The sequence below is a fragment of the Streptomyces sp. NPDC044719 genome (assembly GCF_056433405.1).
The window spans coordinates 279,792-295,363 of record NZ_JBWKHE010000010.1 but is presented as its reverse complement, the minus strand read 5'-3'; the positions used below and the strand labels follow the sequence as shown (position 1 = coordinate 295,363).

Annotated in this window: 13 protein-coding genes; 9 read left to right on the top strand and 4 right to left on the bottom strand. The window is 71.0% G+C overall.

What is annotated here, in order from left to right; translation table 11 throughout:
- Positions 1–4 precede the first annotated feature (4 nt).
- Genes AC07DF_RS35595 through AC07DF_RS35580 form a run of 4 tightly spaced genes read right to left on the bottom strand, consistent with a single transcriptional unit; the run spans position 5 to position 5,588 of the window.
- The gene (locus AC07DF_RS35595) at positions 5–865 is read right to left on the bottom strand and encodes a 2Fe-2S iron-sulfur cluster-binding protein (protein ID WP_454362412.1); all 861 of its coding nucleotides are present in this window, start codon (positions 863–865) and stop codon (positions 5–7) included.
- Positions 862–2,694, bottom strand: a complete 1,833-nt coding sequence (locus AC07DF_RS35590; RefSeq protein ID WP_478980713.1) for an NAD(P)H-dependent oxidoreductase subunit E — start codon at positions 2,692–2,694, stop codon at positions 862–864. The genes AC07DF_RS35595 and AC07DF_RS35590 overlap by 4 nt, the downstream gene beginning before the upstream one ends.
- 6 nt (positions 2,695–2,700) lie before the next feature.
- Entirely contained in the window at positions 2,701–4,620 is a 1,920-nt protein-coding gene (locus tag AC07DF_RS35585; protein WP_478980711.1) for a molybdopterin oxidoreductase family protein, read from the bottom strand.
- Complete coding sequence (locus tag AC07DF_RS35580) at positions 4,617–5,588, bottom strand: 2-dehydropantoate 2-reductase (RefSeq protein WP_478980709.1); 972 nt, start codon at positions 5,586–5,588, stop codon at positions 4,617–4,619. The genes AC07DF_RS35585 and AC07DF_RS35580 overlap by 4 nt, the downstream gene beginning before the upstream one ends.
- A 227-nt stretch (positions 5,589–5,815) precedes the next feature.
- On the opposite strand from AC07DF_RS35580, the gene AC07DF_RS35575 reads away from it, so the two are divergent.
- The 9 genes from AC07DF_RS35575 (at position 5,816) to AC07DF_RS35535 (ending at position 15,569) form a co-directional block, all read left to right on the top strand.
- A complete protein-coding gene (locus AC07DF_RS35575; protein ID WP_478980707.1) occupies positions 5,816–7,147 on the top strand; it encodes an OFA family MFS transporter in 1,332 nt (443 codons plus the stop codon).
- On the top strand, positions 7,116–7,256 hold the full coding sequence (locus tag AC07DF_RS35570; protein WP_478980788.1) for an MFS transporter small subunit: 141 nt from the start codon (positions 7,116–7,118) through the stop codon (positions 7,254–7,256). The genes AC07DF_RS35575 and AC07DF_RS35570 overlap by 32 nt, the downstream gene beginning before the upstream one ends.
- 174 nt (positions 7,257–7,430) lie before the next feature.
- Positions 7,431–8,369 (top strand): beta-ketoacyl-ACP synthase III, encoded by a 939-nt coding sequence (locus AC07DF_RS35565; protein ID WP_478980705.1) that lies wholly within the window; start codon positions 7,431–7,433, stop codon positions 8,367–8,369.
- Between the two features lie 153 nt (positions 8,370–8,522).
- Positions 8,523–9,200 (top strand): GntR family transcriptional regulator, encoded by a 678-nt coding sequence (locus AC07DF_RS35560; RefSeq protein WP_478980703.1) that lies wholly within the window; start codon positions 8,523–8,525, stop codon positions 9,198–9,200.
- 209 nt (positions 9,201–9,409) lie between these two features.
- Positions 9,410–10,591, top strand: coding sequence for an ROK family transcriptional regulator (locus AC07DF_RS35555; RefSeq protein WP_399016471.1), 1,182 nt, complete (start codon positions 9,410–9,412; stop codon positions 10,589–10,591).
- A gap of 104 nt (positions 10,592–10,695) precedes the next feature.
- Positions 10,696–12,213, top strand: coding sequence for a sugar ABC transporter ATP-binding protein (locus AC07DF_RS35550; RefSeq protein ID WP_478980700.1), 1,518 nt, complete (start codon positions 10,696–10,698; stop codon positions 12,211–12,213).
- Positions 12,210–13,229 (top strand): ABC transporter permease, encoded by a 1,020-nt coding sequence (locus AC07DF_RS35545; protein ID WP_478980698.1) that lies wholly within the window; start codon positions 12,210–12,212, stop codon positions 13,227–13,229. The genes AC07DF_RS35550 and AC07DF_RS35545 overlap by 4 nt, the downstream gene beginning before the upstream one ends.
- 17 nt (positions 13,230–13,246) lie before the next feature.
- Positions 13,247–14,293, top strand: coding sequence for a substrate-binding domain-containing protein (locus AC07DF_RS35540; RefSeq protein WP_478980696.1), 1,047 nt, complete (start codon positions 13,247–13,249; stop codon positions 14,291–14,293).
- 61 nt (positions 14,294–14,354) lie between these two features.
- A complete protein-coding gene (locus AC07DF_RS35535) occupies positions 14,355–15,569 on the top strand; it encodes a Gfo/Idh/MocA family protein (RefSeq protein WP_478980693.1) in 1,215 nt (404 codons plus the stop codon).
- Positions 15,570–15,572: the final 3 nt, after the last annotated feature.

Below are 15,572 nucleotides of genomic sequence, written 5' to 3'. Positions count from 1 at the left end.
CTGATCAGCCCCGGTTCTGTACGTGCTGGTAGCCGAAGCGGCCCTTGATGCAGAGATTGCCGTGGGTCACCGGGTTGTCGTGCGGCGAGGTGACCTTCACGATCTCATTGTCCTGCACGTGCAGCGTCAGGTTGCAGCCCACTCCGCAGTACGCGCACACGGTGGTCGTCTCCGTCTGGCGCGACTCCTCCCAGGTACCCGCCGCGCGCATGTCGAACTCGGACTTGAAGGACAGCGCGCCCGTGGGGCACACCTCGATGCAGTTCCCGCAGTACACGCAGGCCGAGTCGGTCAGCGGAGCGTCGTGCTCCACGGCGATCCGGGCGTCGAAACCGCGTCCGGCGACCGAGATCGCGAAGGTGTTCTGCCACTGGTCGCCGCAGGCGTCCACGCACTTGTAGCAGAGGATGCACTTGTCGTAGTCGCGCACGTACAGGTCGTTGTCGACCTTCGGTTCCTCGTTGAGCCGGGCCGCGTCCGGGCCGAAGCGGTCGGGCTTCGCCTCGTACTCCTTGAGCCACTCGGCGACCTTCGGGGTCGTCGACAGGTCCACGGAGGACGCGAGCAACTCCAGGACGATCTTCCGGCTGTGCCGGGCCCGTTCGGTGTCCGTGCGCACCTCCATACCGGGCTCGGCCTTGCGGGAGCAGGCCGGGACGAGGGTCCTGGCCCCCTCGACCTCGACGACGCAGACGCGGCAGGCGTTCTTGGGCCGGAGCGTGTCGCCCTCGCACAGGGTCGGGACGTCCTTCCCGGCGGCCCGGCAGGCGTCGAGGATCGTCGAGCCCTCGGGCGCCCGCACCGGCTCCCCGTCGAGCGTGAACTCCAGCAGACGGCGCGGGATCCCCAGCGGTGTGACGGTCATTCGTACGCCCCCAGACGGTCGATGGCGGATTCCACGGCGTTCCACGCGGTCTGCCCGAGACCGCAGATCGAGGCGTCCCGCATCGCGCGGCCGACCTCCCGCAGCAGCGCGATGTCCCCGGCCGCGTCGGCGCCGGTGCGCTCCACGAGCCGGTGCAGCGCCTCCTCCTGCCGCACGGTCCCGACCCGGCACGGCACACACTGCCCGCAGGACTCGTCCCGGAAGAACTCGGCGATGCGCAGCAGCAGCCGGGGCAGGGGCACGGAGTCGTCGAAGGCCATCACGACCCCCGAGCCGAGCGTCGTGCCCGCCTCCCGCGTCCCCTCGAAGGTGAGCGGAACGCCGAGCTCGTCGGCCCGGACGAAACCGCCCGCCGCCCCGCCGAGCAGCACCGCCCGCAGCCCCTCCCGCACCCCGGCGAGCGCGAGCAGATCACCCAGCGTCGCGCCGAACGGCAGCTCGTAGACACCGGGACGCTCCACACTCCCCGAGACGCAGTACAGCTTCGGCCCGGTGGACTTCTCCGTGCCGATCGCCGCGTACGCCGGGGCGCCCATCGTGAGGACCGGCAGGACGTTGACCAACGTCTCCACGTTGTTCTCGACCGTCGGCTTGCCGAACAGGCCCTTCTCCACGGGGAACGGCGGCTTCGAGCGGGGCTCGCCCCGGTAGCCCTCGATGGAGTTGAACAGGGCCGTCTCCTCACCGCAGATGTAGGCGCCCGCACCGCGCCGGATCTCGATGTCGAAGGCGTAGCCCTGGCCGAGGACGTCGTCGCCGAGCAGTCCACGCGCGCGTGCCTGCGTGATCGCGTGCTCCAGCCGGTGCAGTGCGCGCGGGTACTCGCCGCGCAGGTACAGGTATCCCCGGTGGGCGCCGGTCGCGTACGCGGCGATCGTCATCGCCTCGACCAGCGCGTACGGGTCGCCCTCCATGAGCACGCGGTCCTTGAACGTGCCCGGCTCGGACTCGTCGGCGTTGCAGACGAGGTAGTGCGGCTGATCGGGCTGGGACGCCGTGGCCTGCCATTTGCGGCCCGTGGGGAAGGCGGCGCCGCCGCGCCCGACCAGGCCCGAGTCGGTGACCTCGCGGATCACCCCGGCCGGGCCCAGCTCGAAGGCCCGGCGCAATGCGGTGTAGCCGCCGTGGGCGCGGTAGTCGTCGAGGGAGGCGGGGTCGACCACGCCGACGCGGTGGAGCAGCATCAGACCGTCCTGCCCGGCCTGGGGCACCGCCAGAGCGGCGGGCGGCTCCTCCGGCGCCGAGTCGGGCGCACTCGCGGCGAGGACGGCCCGCTCGACGGTCGCGGGCGCCGACGCGGCCGTACGCACAGGATTCCCGGCCTTGATCGCGAGCGCCGCCGGGGCCCGTTCGCACAGCCCCAGACAGGGGCTGCGCTCCACCGTGACACCGCTGCCGAGTCCCAGCCGGGCCTCGATCCCGGCGCACAGCTCCGGCGCCCCGGCCGCCGCGCACGCCAGGTCCGTGCACACATGGAGCACGGTCGCCGGACGGGGCTCGACCGAGAACATGGCATAGAAGGTGGCGACGCCGTACGCCTCCGCCGGCGGTACCGTCAGCCGCCGGCACAGGTAGTCGAGGGCGCCGTCGCTGATCCAGCCGACCCGGTCGTTGATGGCGTGCAGCCCCGGCAACAGCAGGTCGCGGCGGTCGCGGGCCTCGCGCCCGCCACGGGCCCACCGCAGATCGGCGGCTCCCATCTCATCGCGGGCGGCGCCCTCCCAGGAGGACTCGGGCGGACCGAGCAGGGCGTCCACGGCCGCCCGCTCCTCGTCCGTCGGTTTGCTGTCACCGAAGTGCAGGTCCACAGTGCGTCACCCCACGATGGTCGCGATGGGCAGCTTCTCGATCCGGATCGCCGACGCCTTGAACTCCGCCGTCCCCGCGATCGGGCAGTTCGCCTCGATCGTCAGCGCGTTGGTGTCCACCTCGTCGGGGAAGTGCATGGTCATGAAGGCGAGTCCGGGCCGCAGCGCGGTGTCCACCCACACGGGCGCGGTCACCGACCCGCGCCGTGAGGTGACCTGGACCTGCTCACCCACCACGACCCCGTAGCGCTCGGCGTCCTCCGGGCACAGCTCGATGAACTCGCCGCGCCGCAGCGGTGAGGCGTAACCGCCGCTCTGCACACCGGTGTTGTAGGAGTCCAGCCGCCGTCCGGTGGTCAGCCGGATCGGGTAGCGCTCGTCCGTGAGGTCCACGGGCGGGTCGTGCTGCACGATCCCGAAGGGAGCCGGCCGTCCCCGCCCGGCGGGGTCCGGATCCCACAACCGGCCGTGCAGATAGGTCGGCTCGAGCCCGTCCGTGCTGGGGCAGGGCCACTGGATGCCCTGGTGCTCCTCCAAACGCTCGTACGTCATGCCGTAGTGGTCGGGCGAGACGGACCTCAGCTCGTTCCACACGGTCTCGGCGTCGGCGTACTTCCAGTCGTGGCCGAGGCGGGCCGCGAGGTCGCAGATGATGTCGATGTCCTCGCGGGCCTCACCGGGCGGGGTGACGGCCTTGCGGACACGCTGCACCCGCCGCTCGCTGTTGGTGGTCGTGCCCTCGGTCTCCGCCCAGCCGGCGGTGGCCGGCAGGACGACGTCCGCGAGTTCGGCCGTCTTCGTGAGGAAGATGTCCTGGACGACGAGGAAGTCCAGCTGCCGCAGCCGCTGTACGGCCTGCTCGCTGTCCGCCTCCGACTGGGCCGGGTTCTCGCCGATGCAGTACACGGCCTTGAGGCCGCCGTCCTCCATCGCCTCGAACATCTCCGTGAGGTTCAGGCCGTAGTACGGCTGGATCACGGTGTCCCAGGCCGACTCGAACTTCAGCCGGGTGTCCGGGTCGAGGATGTCCTGGAAGCCCGGCAGCCGGTTGGGGATCGCGCCCATGTCGCCTCCGCCCTGCACGTTGTTCTGCCCGCGCAGGGGCTGCAGGCCCGAGCCGTAGCGGCCGACATGACCGGTGAGCAGGGACAGGTTGATCAGGGCGCGGACGTTGTCGGTGCCGTTGTGGTGCTCGGTGATGCCGAGGGTCCAGCACAACTGGGCGCGCTCGGCACGGGCGTAGGCGTGCGCAAGCTCGCGGATCGCCGCGGCCGGTACACCCGTCACCTTCTCGGCGAGCGACAGCGTCCACGGCTCGACCAGCGCCCGGTACTCCTCGAAGCCGGTGGTCGCCCGCTCGATGAACGCCTCGTTGGCCAGCCCCGCGTGGATGATCTCGCGGCCGATCGCGTGCGCCATCGGGATGTCGGTGCCGACGTTGAGGCCGAGCCAGCTCTCCGCCCACTCGGCGGTCGAGGTCCGGCGCGGATCGACCGCGTACATCCGGGCGCCGTTCCTGACCCCCTTCAGCACGTGCTGGAAGAAGATCGGGTGCGCGAAACGGGCGTTGGAGCCCCACATCACGATCAGGTCCGTGTGCTCGATCTCCTCGTACGACGACGTCCCGCCGCCCGAGCCGAACGCCGCCGACAGGCCGGCCACGCTCGGGGCGTGACAGGTGCGGTTGCAGGAGTCGACGTTGTTGGTGCCCATGACGACCCGGGCGAACTTCTGCGCCACGTAGTTCATCTCGTTGGTGGCGCGGGCGCAGCTGAACATCCCGAAGGCGCCGCGGCTCCGGGCGATGCCCCGGGCGGCCCGGTCCAGGGCCTCCTCCCAGCTCGCCTGCCGGAAGGGTTCGTCGCGGGAGTCACGTACGAGCGGGTGGGTCAGCCGGGTGTAGGTCTTCGGTTGCCGTTTCCTCATGCGGCGCTCCTCAGCGCGAGCAGGTCCGAGATGGCGTGCACGGTGCGCAGGGTGGGCACCTCCACGCCGGTGATATCCGCCAGTTCGACGACCGCCGCGAGGAGTACGTCGAGTTCCAGCGGTTTGCCGCGCTCCAGGTCCTGGAGCGTGGAGGTGCGATGGTCGCCGACCCGCTCGGCGCCCGCGAGCCGGCGCTCGATGGAGACGCCGACCTCACAGCCGAGGGCCCGGGCGACCGAGAGCGTCTCGGTCATCATGATCTCGATGACCCGGCGGGTGCCGCCGTGCAGGCACATCTGCCGCATGGTCGCGCGGGCCAGCGCGCTGATCGGGTTGAAGGAGATGTTGCCGAGCAGCTTGACCCAGATGTCGTCCCGCAGGTCAGGTTCCACCGGGCACTTGAGCCCGCCCGCCCGCATCGCCTCGCTGAGGGCGAGACAGCGTGCCGAGAGGCTGCGGTCGGGCTCGCCGATCGAGAACCGCGTGCCCTCCAAGTGCCGTACGACGCCCGGCTCTTCGAGCTCGGTCGCCGCGTAGACGACACATCCGACGGCCCGTTCGGGCGCGAGCACCGCACTGACCGCGCCGTCCGGGTCCACGCTCTCGACGCGGTGGCCGTCGTACGGGCCGCCGTGCCGGTGGAAGTACCACCAGGGGATGCCGTTCTGGGCCGCGACGACCGCCGTCGTCCCGTGCAGCAACGGTGCGATCAGCGGCCCGCACGCCGCGTACGCGTTGGCCTTCAGGCCCAGGAAGACGTAGTCGGCCGGGCCCACTTCGGCCGGGTCGTCGGTCGCGTGGGGGTGCGCGACGAAATCGCCCCGCGGGCTGCGCACCCGGACTCCGTGCTGCCTCATGGCCGCCAGGTGCGGTCCACGGGCGATGAGATGCACCTCGGCACCCGCGCGGTGGAGCGCGGCGCCGACGTAGGCGCCGATGGCACCGGCGCCGAGAACTGCGACTTTCACGGGAACACTCCGTTCGGTTTGAGGGATACCGCGGAGGTGTGACCGCCGTACGACCGCTCAGGAACGCGCCGTGCGGCTTGTGTCGACGAAATATTGTCTACAGTATGGAGGTTGGGGCGGCAAGGGTCCGTGCGGCGACCGTTCGGCGCATGCTGAATACCGCTCACCGCATACGGTCGACGCGCCGCCTTCTCAACTCCCTTGCGACTGCCTACCGTCCGGGATTCATGAGTCCCCCAGTCGCGCCCCCGGGCTGGAGCCGCTGGCTCGTTCCGCCCGCCGCTCTTTCCGTACATCTCTCCATCGGCCAGGCCTACGCCTGGAGCGTGTTCAAGCCGCCCCTCGAGTCCGCGCTCGGCCTCAGCGGCACACAGAGCGCGCTGCCCTTCCAGCTGGGCATCGTCATGCTGGGCCTGTCCGCCGCGTTCGGCGGCACGCTCGTGGAACGCAACGGCCCCCGCTGGGCGATGACCGTCGCCCTGATCTGCTTCTCCTCCGGCTTCCTGCTCTCCGCGCTGGGCGCGTCCCTCGAGCAGTACTGGCTGATCGTGTTCGGCTACGGCTTCGTCGGCGGCATCGGCCTCGGCATCGGCTACATCTCGCCCGTCTCCACACTGATCAAGTGGTTCCCGGACCGGCCCGGCATGGCCACCGGCATCGCCATCATGGGCTTCGGCGGCGGTGCGCTGATCGCCTCGCCGTGGTCGGCGCAGATGCTGGAGTCGTTCGGCAGCGACAGCTCCGGCATCGCACTGGCCTTCCTGGTGCACGGGCTGTCGTACGCGGTCTTCATGCTGCTGGGTGTGCTCCTGGTCCGGGTTCCGCGTCATGCCCCAGGGGCGCGGGGAACCGCGCGACAAGCCCCCACCGGCCCGCAGGTTTCGGCGAACCAGGCCATCCGCACCCCGCAGTTCTGGTGCCTGTGGCTCGTGCTCTGCATGAACGTCACCGCCGGCATCGGCATCCTGGAGAAGGCCGCACCGATGATCACGGACTTCTTCGCGGACACCTCCACACCGGTGTCCGCGACGGCCGCCGCCGGTTTCGTCGCCCTGCTGTCGGCGGCGAACATGGCCGGCCGCATCGGCTGGTCGTCGACGTCCGACCTGATCGGCCGCAAGAACATCTACCGCGTCTACCTGGGCGTGGGCGCGCTGATGTACGCGCTCATCGCCCTGTTCGGCGACACCTCCAAGCCGCTGTTCATCCTCTGCGCGCTGGTCATCCTCTCCTTCTACGGCGGCGGCTTCGCGACGATCCCGGCGTACCTCAAGGACCTGTTCGGCACCTACCAGGTCGGCGCCATCCACGGGCGGCTGCTCACCGCCTGGTCCCTGGCCGGTGTGCTCGGGCCGCTCATCGTGAACTGGATCGCCGACCGGCAGGAGGAGGCGGGCCGGCACGGCGCGTCCCTGTACGGACTGTCCTTCGTCATCATGATCGGCCTGCTCGTCGTCGGCTTCGTCGCCAACGAGCTCGTCCGGCCCGTCGACCCCCGCCATCACGCCCCGCAGCCGAAGGAGGCCGATCGTGTCCAGCAGCAGTCAGAGTCCGCCTAGCCCGGACCGGCGGTGGCTGATCGCCTTCGCCTGGGTGTGGGTGGGCGTACCGCTCGCCTACGGGCTGTACGAGCTCGTCCGGAAGGCGGCACAGCTGTTCACCGGATGAGGCCCGTGGCGGCGCCGGGTCCCGGCATTCGACAGGTGTCCGGGCGTCCGGGCTCCTGACCGAAGCTGACAAGCCTGGCGCCCGTTTCCTGTTGCCTTGGCTGCCGTCGTACCCGCGAGTCACTGATCAGACTGGTGGGTCCCGTACCCAAGGCAACGAGGGGGACCCACCCAGATGAACGGCTCGCGCATCGCCGCCGTCGGCCACTACCAGCCCGCCAAGGTGCTCACCAACGAGGACCTGGCGGGCCTGGTGGACACCAGTGACGAGTGGATCAGGAGCCGGGTGGGCATCCGGACCCGCCACATCGCCGGGCCCGACGAGCCGGTCGACGAGCTGGCCGCCCACGCCGCCGCCAAGGCCCTCGCGGCGGCCGGCCTCGCCCCGGCCGACATCGACCTGGTGCTGGTCGCCACCTCCACCGCCGTCGACCGCTCGCCCAACATGGCGGCCCGGGTCGCGGCCCGCCTCGGCATGCCGCACCCGGCCACCATGGACCTCAACGTCGTGTGCGCCGGGTTCACCCACGCCCTGGCCACCGCCGACCACACCGTCCGCGCGGGGGGAGCGAGCCGTGCGCTGGTCATCGGGGCCGACAAGATGTCCGAGGTGACCGACTGGAGCGACCGCAGCACCTGTGTGCTCGTCGGGGACGGGGCCGGGGCCGCGGTGGTCGAGGCCGCTGAGGAGTCCGGCATCGGGCCGGTGCTGTGGGGCTCGGTGCCCGAGATGGGCCACGCGGTGCGGATCGAGGGCACTCCGCCCCGTTTCGCCCAGGAAGGGCAGAGCGTCTACCGCTGGGCGACCACGCAGCTCCCGCCCATCGCGCGCCGGGCGTGCGAGCGGGCCGGTCTTGAGCCGGCCGACCTCGCCGGGGTCGTCCTGCACCAGGCCAACCTGCGCATCATCGAACCCCTCGCCGAGAAGATCGGTGCCGTGAACGCCGTCGTCGCGCGCGATGTCACCGAGTCCGGCAACACCTCCGCCGCGAGCATCCCGCTCGCCTTCTCCAAGCTCGTCGAACAGGGCGCGGTCTCCTCCGGTGACCCGGTTCTGCTGTTCGGCTTCGGCGGGAACCTGTCGTACGCGGGACAGGTCGTGCGCTGCCCCTGAGCCCTCCGGCCGCCCGGGTGTGACGCGGCCAACTGCCGGAATCCCTGGCCTTTGTGCGCCGTAGACTGTAGACGAAAGACAATCGATACTGACTCTGCGGCGACACCGGTAGCCGCCGCGCTGTGCACGGCCCTGCCGAGGAGGGGGACCGCGATGCTGTCGACAGGCCTGCCCCAGGGGGCGGTACCCAAGCTGGAACGCCCGGGTCCGCTGCGTGACCGCGTCTACGAGGCACTCCTCGAACTCATCACCACCCGCGCCCTCCAGCCCGGCCAGCACCTCGTCGAGAGCGAACTCGCCGGGCATCTGGGGGTCTCCCGGCAGCCGGTGCGCGAGGCGCTGCAGCGGCTCAACACCGAGGGGTGGGTCGATCTGCGGCCCGCCCAGGGCGCGTTCGTGCACGAGCCGACGGAGGAGGAGGCCGACCAGCTCCTCACGGTCCGTACGCTCCTGGAGGCCGAGGCGGCCCGGCTCGCGGCGGCCAACGCCGACAGCGCCGGCCTCACCGCCCTGGAAACCCTCTGCGCGGAGGGCGAGCAGGCCGTCGAGGCCGATGACGTGGACGGCGCCGTCGCCATGAACGCCCGCTTCCACGCCAAGATCATGGAGCTCGCCGGCAACGCGGTCCTCGCCGAACTCGCCGCCCAGGTCGACCGGCGGGTGCGCTGGTACTACACGCCGGTGGCCCGGCAGCGCGGCCACCAGTCCTGGATCGAACACCGCGAACTGATCGCGGCCATCTCCGACCGGGACGAACAGCGGGCCACGCAGCTGATGCGCGAACACACCGAGCACACGCGGCGGTCGTACCACGCGCGGGCGCGTTCGTAGGGCCCTCAGCGGCTGTCAGCAACTCCCGTCCCCCTCGACTCCCGCCCCCGCCTTTGTCCTGTGAGTGGAAAAAGTCGGGGGCAATTCCTGCGCGACTTCTTCCCACCTCCGGCAGCCGCTGCTACGTTTCCCTCCCAAAGCAAGCCACTGAGGTGGCGGAAAACCGGCGCGCACAGGCCGACAGAGGCGGGGAGGGGCTCGTGAGACGTATGACCGCACGACCTGGAAACGCCCACCAGGCCCGACTGCTCACGCTGTTGCGCGACGGCGGCCCCAACTCCCGGGCTCAGCTGGGCGACCAGGTCGACCTCTCGCGGTCCAAGCTCGCCGTGGAGGTGGACCGGCTGCTGGAGACGGGGCTGGTCGTGGCCGACGGACTCGCCGCCTCGCGCGGTGGCCGTCGCTCCCACAACATCCGGCTCAACCCCGGTCTGCGCTTCCTCGGCGTCGACATCGGCGCGACCTCGGTCGACGTCGCCGTCACCAACGCCGAACTGGAGACCCTCGGCCACATCAACCAGCCCATGGACGTACGTGAAGGCCCGGTCGCGGTCTTCGAGCAGGTCCTGGCCATGGCCGCGAAACTGAAGGCCTCCGGGCTCGCGGAGGGGTTCGACGGCGCCGGCATCGGCGTCCCGGGCCCGGTCCGCTTCCCCGAGGGCATCCCGGTGGCACCGCCGATCATGCCCGGCTGGGACGGCTTCCCCGTGCGGGAGGCGCTCAGCCAGGAACTCGGCTGCCCGGTCATGGTCGACAACGACGTGAACCTCATGGCGATGGGGGAGCAGCACGCGGGCGTCGCCCGCACCGTCGCCGACTTCCTCTGCGTCAAGATCGGCACCGGCATCGGCTGCGGCATCGTCGTCGGCGGTGAGGTCTACCGCGGTACGACGGGCAGCGCCGGCGACATCGGGCACATCCAGGCCGTGTCCGACGGCAGGCCCTGCGCCTGCGGCAACCGGGGCTGCCTGGAGGCCCACTTCAGCGGGGCGGCCCTCGCCCGCGACGCCACGGAGGCCGCCCAGCAGGGACTTTCGGCCGAACTGGCGTCGCGTCTTGAGGCGAACGGCGGTCTCACGGCCGTCGACGTCGCCGCCGCGGCCGCCGCGGGCGACGCCACCGCACTCGACCTGATCCGCGAGGGCGGCAATCACACCGGCCAGGTCATCGCCGGCCTGGTCAGCTTCTTCAACCCGGGTCTGGTGGTGATCGGTGGCGGGGTGACCGGCCTCGGCCACACGCTGCTCGCCGCGATCCGCACCCAGGTCTACCGCCAGTCGCTGCCGCTGGCGACCGGCAATCTGCCCATCGTCCTGGGCGAGCTGGGACCCGCCGCCGGTGTCATCGGCGCGGCCCGGCTCATCAGCGATCACCTGTTCTCACCCGCGTAAGCGCACCGTTCAGTACCGCGTACCAGTACCGCGCACCGCACAGTTCCCCGCTCCGCGCTCCGCCCTGCCCTGAAACCGGCCCGCACGCCCGCCAAGGGGACCTCATGGCACCAGAACCACCGCTGCTCAGCATGTCCGGCATCACCAAGTCGTTCCCCGGCGTCCGGGCCCTCGACGGCGTCGACCTCGACGTCCAGGCCGGTGAGGTGCACTGCCTGCTCGGCCAGAACGGCGCGGGCAAATCGACCCTCATCAAGGTCCTGGCCGGTGCCCATCAGCCCGACACCGGCCGCCTCCGCTGGCGCGGCGAGGAGGTCACCCTCCGCTCGCCGATCGCCGCCATGCGCCTCGGCATCGCCACCATCTACCAGGAACTCGACCTGGTGGAGCATCTGTCGGTCGCCGAGAACGTCCACCTCGGCCACGAACCGACCACCGCCGGATTCGTCGTACGCGGAAAGGCGGCCAAGGCCTCGACCGCCGCCCTGCTCGAACGACTCGGGCACCCCGAGGTCGATCCGGCCCGCCTGGTCGGGGAGTTGTCGGCCGCGCAGCAGCAGATCGTGTCCATGGCCAGGGCGCTCTCCCACGACGTGCGGCTCATCGTGATGGACGAGCCTTCCGCCGCCCTCGACCCGGACGAGGTCGACAACCTCTTCCGTATCGTCGGCGATCTCACCGCCGCAGGAGTCGCCGTCGTCTACATCTCACACCGTCTGGAGGAGATCCGGCGCATCGGCGACCGGGTCACCGTGCTGAAGGACGGGCGGGCCGTCGCGAACGGGCTCCCGGCGAAGTCGACACCGACCCGCGAGGTCGTCGCGCTGATGACGGGCCGCAACGTCGAGTACGTCTTCCCCGACCGGCCCGTCTCCCCGCCGCCCGGCGAACCCGTCCTGAGGGTCCAAGGCCTGGCCAGGCAAGGGGAGTTCGACTCCCTCGACCTGGAGGTCAGGCCGGGCGAGATCGTCGGCCTCGCCGGACTCGTCGGCTCGGGCCGCTCCGAGATCCTGGAGACCGTCTACGGGGCCCGGAAACCGACGTCCGGTCAGGTACTGGTCGACGGACGGCCCTTGAAGCCGGGCAGCGTACGGGCCGCCGTCCGCGCCGGGCTCGGGCTGGCCCCCGAGGAACGCAAGGCCCAGGCCCTGCTGATGCTGGAGTCCGTCACCCGCAATGTGTCGGTCTCCTCCATGTCCCGCTTCTCGCGCGGCGGCTGGATCGACCGGGGCGCCGAACTCGGTGCCGCCCGGGCCGCGACACGCGAGCTGTCGCTCAGGCCGGACAACCCGTCCGTGCCCGTGCGCACCCTGTCCGGCGGCAATCAGCAGAAGGCCGTCCTGGCCCGCTGGCTACTGCGCGGCTGCAAGGTGCTGCTGCTCGACGAACCCACCCGCGGCGTCGACGTCGGCGCCCGCGCCGAACTGTACGCCGTCGTCCGCCGGCTGGCCGACGAAGGCCTCGCCGTGCTGCTGGTCTCCAGCGAGGTGCCCGAGGTGCTCGGCCTCGCCGACCGCGTCCTGGTGCTGCGCGAGGGCCGTGTCGTCCACACGGCACCCGCGCGCGAACTCGACGAACACCGCGTACTCGACCTGGTCATGGAAGGAAGCCCGGCGTCATGACGCAGCCCGTCTCCCCGCCGCGGGACAGCAGCACCGACAAGGTGCCCCAGGCCCAGCCCCCGGTTTGGCGCGGCCTGCTGTTCCGCGCCGACGTCCGCACCCTCTCCCTGCTCGGCGTGCTCGCCGCGCTGATCCTCATCGGCGGCATCACCAAGCCCGACGAGTTCCTCGACACCCGCAACCTGCAACTCGTCCTCACCCAGGCCTCCGTGATCGGCGTCGTCACCGTCGGCATGACCTTCGTCATCGTCTCCGGCGGCATCGACCTGTCGGTCGGCGCGATCGTCGCCCTCGCCTCCGTCTGGGCGACGACGGTGGCCACCCAGGAGTACGGCTTCGCCGGCATCCTCTTCACGGCGATGGTCGTCGGAGTCGGCTGCGGGCTGGTCAACGGGGTGCTCATCGCCTACGGCGCGATGGTGCCGTTCATCGCCACCCTCGCCATGCTGGCCTCCGCCCGCGGCCTCGCCCTGCAGATCACCGACGGCAAGACCCAGATCGTCACCGTGCCGTCCGTTCTCGACCTGGGCGAACGCGACGCCTACATCCTCGGCATCCCGCCCCTGGTCATGGTCTTCGCCGTCGTGACGGTCATCGGCTGGCTGGTGCTCAACCGCACCACCTTCGGCCGCCGCACCGTCGCCGTCGGCGGCAACCCGGAGGCCGCCCGGCTCGCCGGCATCGACGTACGCCGCCAGCGGCTCTACCTCTATCTGCTGTCCGGCCTGTGCTGCGGCATCGCCGCCTTCCTGCTGATCGTCCTGTCCGGCTCCGGCCAGAACACCAACGGCAACCTCTACGAACTCGACGCCATCGCCGCCGCGATCATCGGCGGCACCCTGCTCACCGGCGGCCGCGGCACCATCACCGGCTCCGTGCTGGGCGTCCTGATCTTCACCACGATCACCAACATCTTCGCCCTGAACAACCTGCAGAGCGACGTCCAGCAGATCGCCAAGGGCGCGATCATCGTCGCCGCCGTGCTGGTCCAGCGCCGTACCGCGAGCACGACCTGAGGAAAGGGTTCACCGCCATGACAGAGATCACGAGCCGCAGAGGACTGCTCTTCGGGGCCGCCGCCGTCTCCGCCGGTGCCCTCCTCACGGGCTGCACCAGCAACGAGCCCTCCGACTCCAAGGACGAGCCGGCCGGGAACGACCAGCCCGCCGCCGACGACAAGCCGGGCAAGCAGGTCACCATCGGCTTCGCCGGACCGCAGGCCGACCACGGCTGGCTCAACGCCATCAACGACAACGCCAAGGAGCGCGCCGGGAAGTACTCGGACGTCAAGCTGGAGATCACCGAGGGCTCCAACGACACCGCCCAGCAGATCGGCCAGATCGAGACGCTCATCAACAAGAAGGTCGACGTCCTGGTGGTGCTGCCCGCCGACGGCAAGGCCCTCACCCAGGTCGGGCTGAAGGCGATGCGCGCGGGCATCCCGGTCGTCAACCTCGACCGGATCTTCAACACCCCGCAGGCCTACCGCTGCTGGATCGGCGGCGACAACTACGGCATGGGCCTCAACGCCGGGCACTACATCGGCGAGAAGCTCAAGGGCAAGTCGGGCGCCCGCGTCATCGAACTGGCGGGCCTGGACAACCTGGAGCTGACCAAGCAGCGCACCAAGGGCTTCGACGACGCCCTGAAGAACTACCCCAACATCAAGAAGGTCGCCCGCCAGGCCGCCGACTTCACCGTCGAGTCCGGCCAGGCCAAGATGGCCCAGCTGCTCCAGGCCCAGTCGAAGTTCGACGCGCTGTGGAACCACGACGACGACCAGGGCGTCGGCGCGCTGCGGGCCATCGAGCAGGCCGGACGCGACGACTTCCTGATGGTCGGCGGCGCGGGCGCGCTCTCCGCCTTCCAGGCCATCAAGCAGGACGACGGCGTGCTCAAGGCGACGGTGCTCTACCCGCCGACCATGGCCGCCTCCGCGATCGACCTCGCCCGGGCCCTCGGCCAGGGCAAGGGCATCGGCGGCATGGCCGAGTTCGAGATCCCCGCGTCGATCACGCTCTACTCGGCCGTCGTCGACAAGACCAACGTCGACCAGTACATGCCCACCGGCTTCCAGTGACCGGTTTCGCCCCCGCACCCCCCACGTGCGCGACCCCGACCAGGACGAGGAGGACTCCCACATGGGACAGCCGCAGCAGCAGTCAGAAGGGACCGAGGAGGCGGGCAAGCCACCCCTGCGCGTGGGGATGGTGGGCTACGCCTTCATGGGCGCCGCCCACTCGCAGGGCTGGCGCACCGCGGGCCGTGTCTTCGACCTGCCGCTGAACCCGGTGCAGGCCGCGATCTGCGGGCGGGACGCCGCCGCGGCGCGGGCAGCGGCCGACCGGCACGGCTGGGCGTCCACCGAGACCGACTGGCGTGCCCTAGTCGAACGGGACGACATCGACCTCGTCGACATCTGCACCCCCGGCGACAGCCACGCCGAGATCGCCCTCGCCGCCCTGGCCGCCGGCAAGCATGTCCTGTGCGAGAAGCCCCTCGCCAACACCGTCGAGGAAGCCGCCTCGATGGAACGCGCCGCCGAAGAGGCACACGCACGCGGCCAGGTGGCGATGGTCGGCTTCAACTACCGCCGGGTGCCGGCCACCGCCCTGGCCCGCCGCATGGTCGCCGAGGGCCGCCTGGGCAGGCTGCGGCACGTGCGGGTGACGTACCTCCAGGACTGGCTCGTCGACCCGGACTTCCCGCTGACCTGGCGGCTGCGCAGGGAGCAGGCGGGCTCGGGCTCCCTCGGCGACCTGGGCGCGCACATCATCGACCTCGCGCAGTACCTGACCGGGGAGCGGCTGGCGGGCGTCTCCGCGCTGACCGAGACCTTCGTACGGGAACGGCCGCTGCCCATCGGCGCCTCCAGCGGGCTGGCCGCGGTGTCGTCCGCGGGCACCGGCCAGGTCACCGTGGACGACGCCGCCCTCTTCACGGCCCGTTTCCCCTCCGGCGCCCTGGCCTCCTTCGAGGCCACCCGCTACGCCACCGGCCGCAAGAACGCCCTGCGCATCGAGCTCAACGGGGAGCGCGGCTCGCTCGCCTTCGACCTGGAGCGGCTCAACGAGCTGTCGTTCCACGACGGCACCGAGGCGGGTACGGAGGCCGGATTCCGCCGCATCCTGGTCACCGAACCCGACCACCCCTACCTGGACGCCTGGTGGCCGCCGGGCCACGGCCTCGGCTACGAGCACACCTTCGTCCACCAGGCCCGCGACCTGGTCCACGCCGTCGCCGAGGGCCGCCGCCCCGAACCCTCCTTCGCCGACGGGCTGCAGGTGCAGCGCGTGCTCGCGGCGGTCGAGGAGAGCGCCGAGAAGAACTCCGTCTACACCCCGATTGCGGTCTGAGGA

Bases quoted from the DNA above. Each gene is read 5' to 3' on its own strand.
- AC07DF_RS35565 (WP_478980705.1), top strand. From the start codon at position 7,431: ATGAACGGCTCGCGCATCGCCGCCGTCGGCCACTACCAGCCCGCCAAG.
- AC07DF_RS35595 (WP_454362412.1), bottom strand. From the start codon at position 865: ATGACCGTCACACCGCTGGGGATCCCGCGCCGTCTGCTGGAGTTCACG.
- AC07DF_RS35585 (WP_478980711.1), bottom strand. From the start codon at position 4,620: ATGAGGAAACGGCAACCGAAGACCTACACCCGGCTGACCCACCCGCTC.
- AC07DF_RS35575 (WP_478980707.1), top strand. From the start codon at position 5,816: ATGAGTCCCCCAGTCGCGCCCCCGGGCTGGAGCCGCTGGCTCGTTCCG.
- AC07DF_RS35545 (WP_478980698.1), top strand. From the start codon at position 12,210: ATGACGCAGCCCGTCTCCCCGCCGCGGGACAGCAGCACCGACAAGGTG.
- AC07DF_RS35555 (WP_399016471.1), top strand. From the start codon at position 9,410: ATGACCGCACGACCTGGAAACGCCCACCAGGCCCGACTGCTCACGCTG.
- AC07DF_RS35540 (WP_478980696.1), top strand. From the start codon at position 13,247: ATGACAGAGATCACGAGCCGCAGAGGACTGCTCTTCGGGGCCGCCGCC.
- AC07DF_RS35535 (WP_478980693.1), top strand. From the start codon at position 14,355: ATGGGACAGCCGCAGCAGCAGTCAGAAGGGACCGAGGAGGCGGGCAAG.
- AC07DF_RS35560 (WP_478980703.1), top strand. From the start codon at position 8,523: ATGCTGTCGACAGGCCTGCCCCAGGGGGCGGTACCCAAGCTGGAACGC.
- AC07DF_RS35550 (WP_478980700.1), top strand. From the start codon at position 10,696: ATGGCACCAGAACCACCGCTGCTCAGCATGTCCGGCATCACCAAGTCG.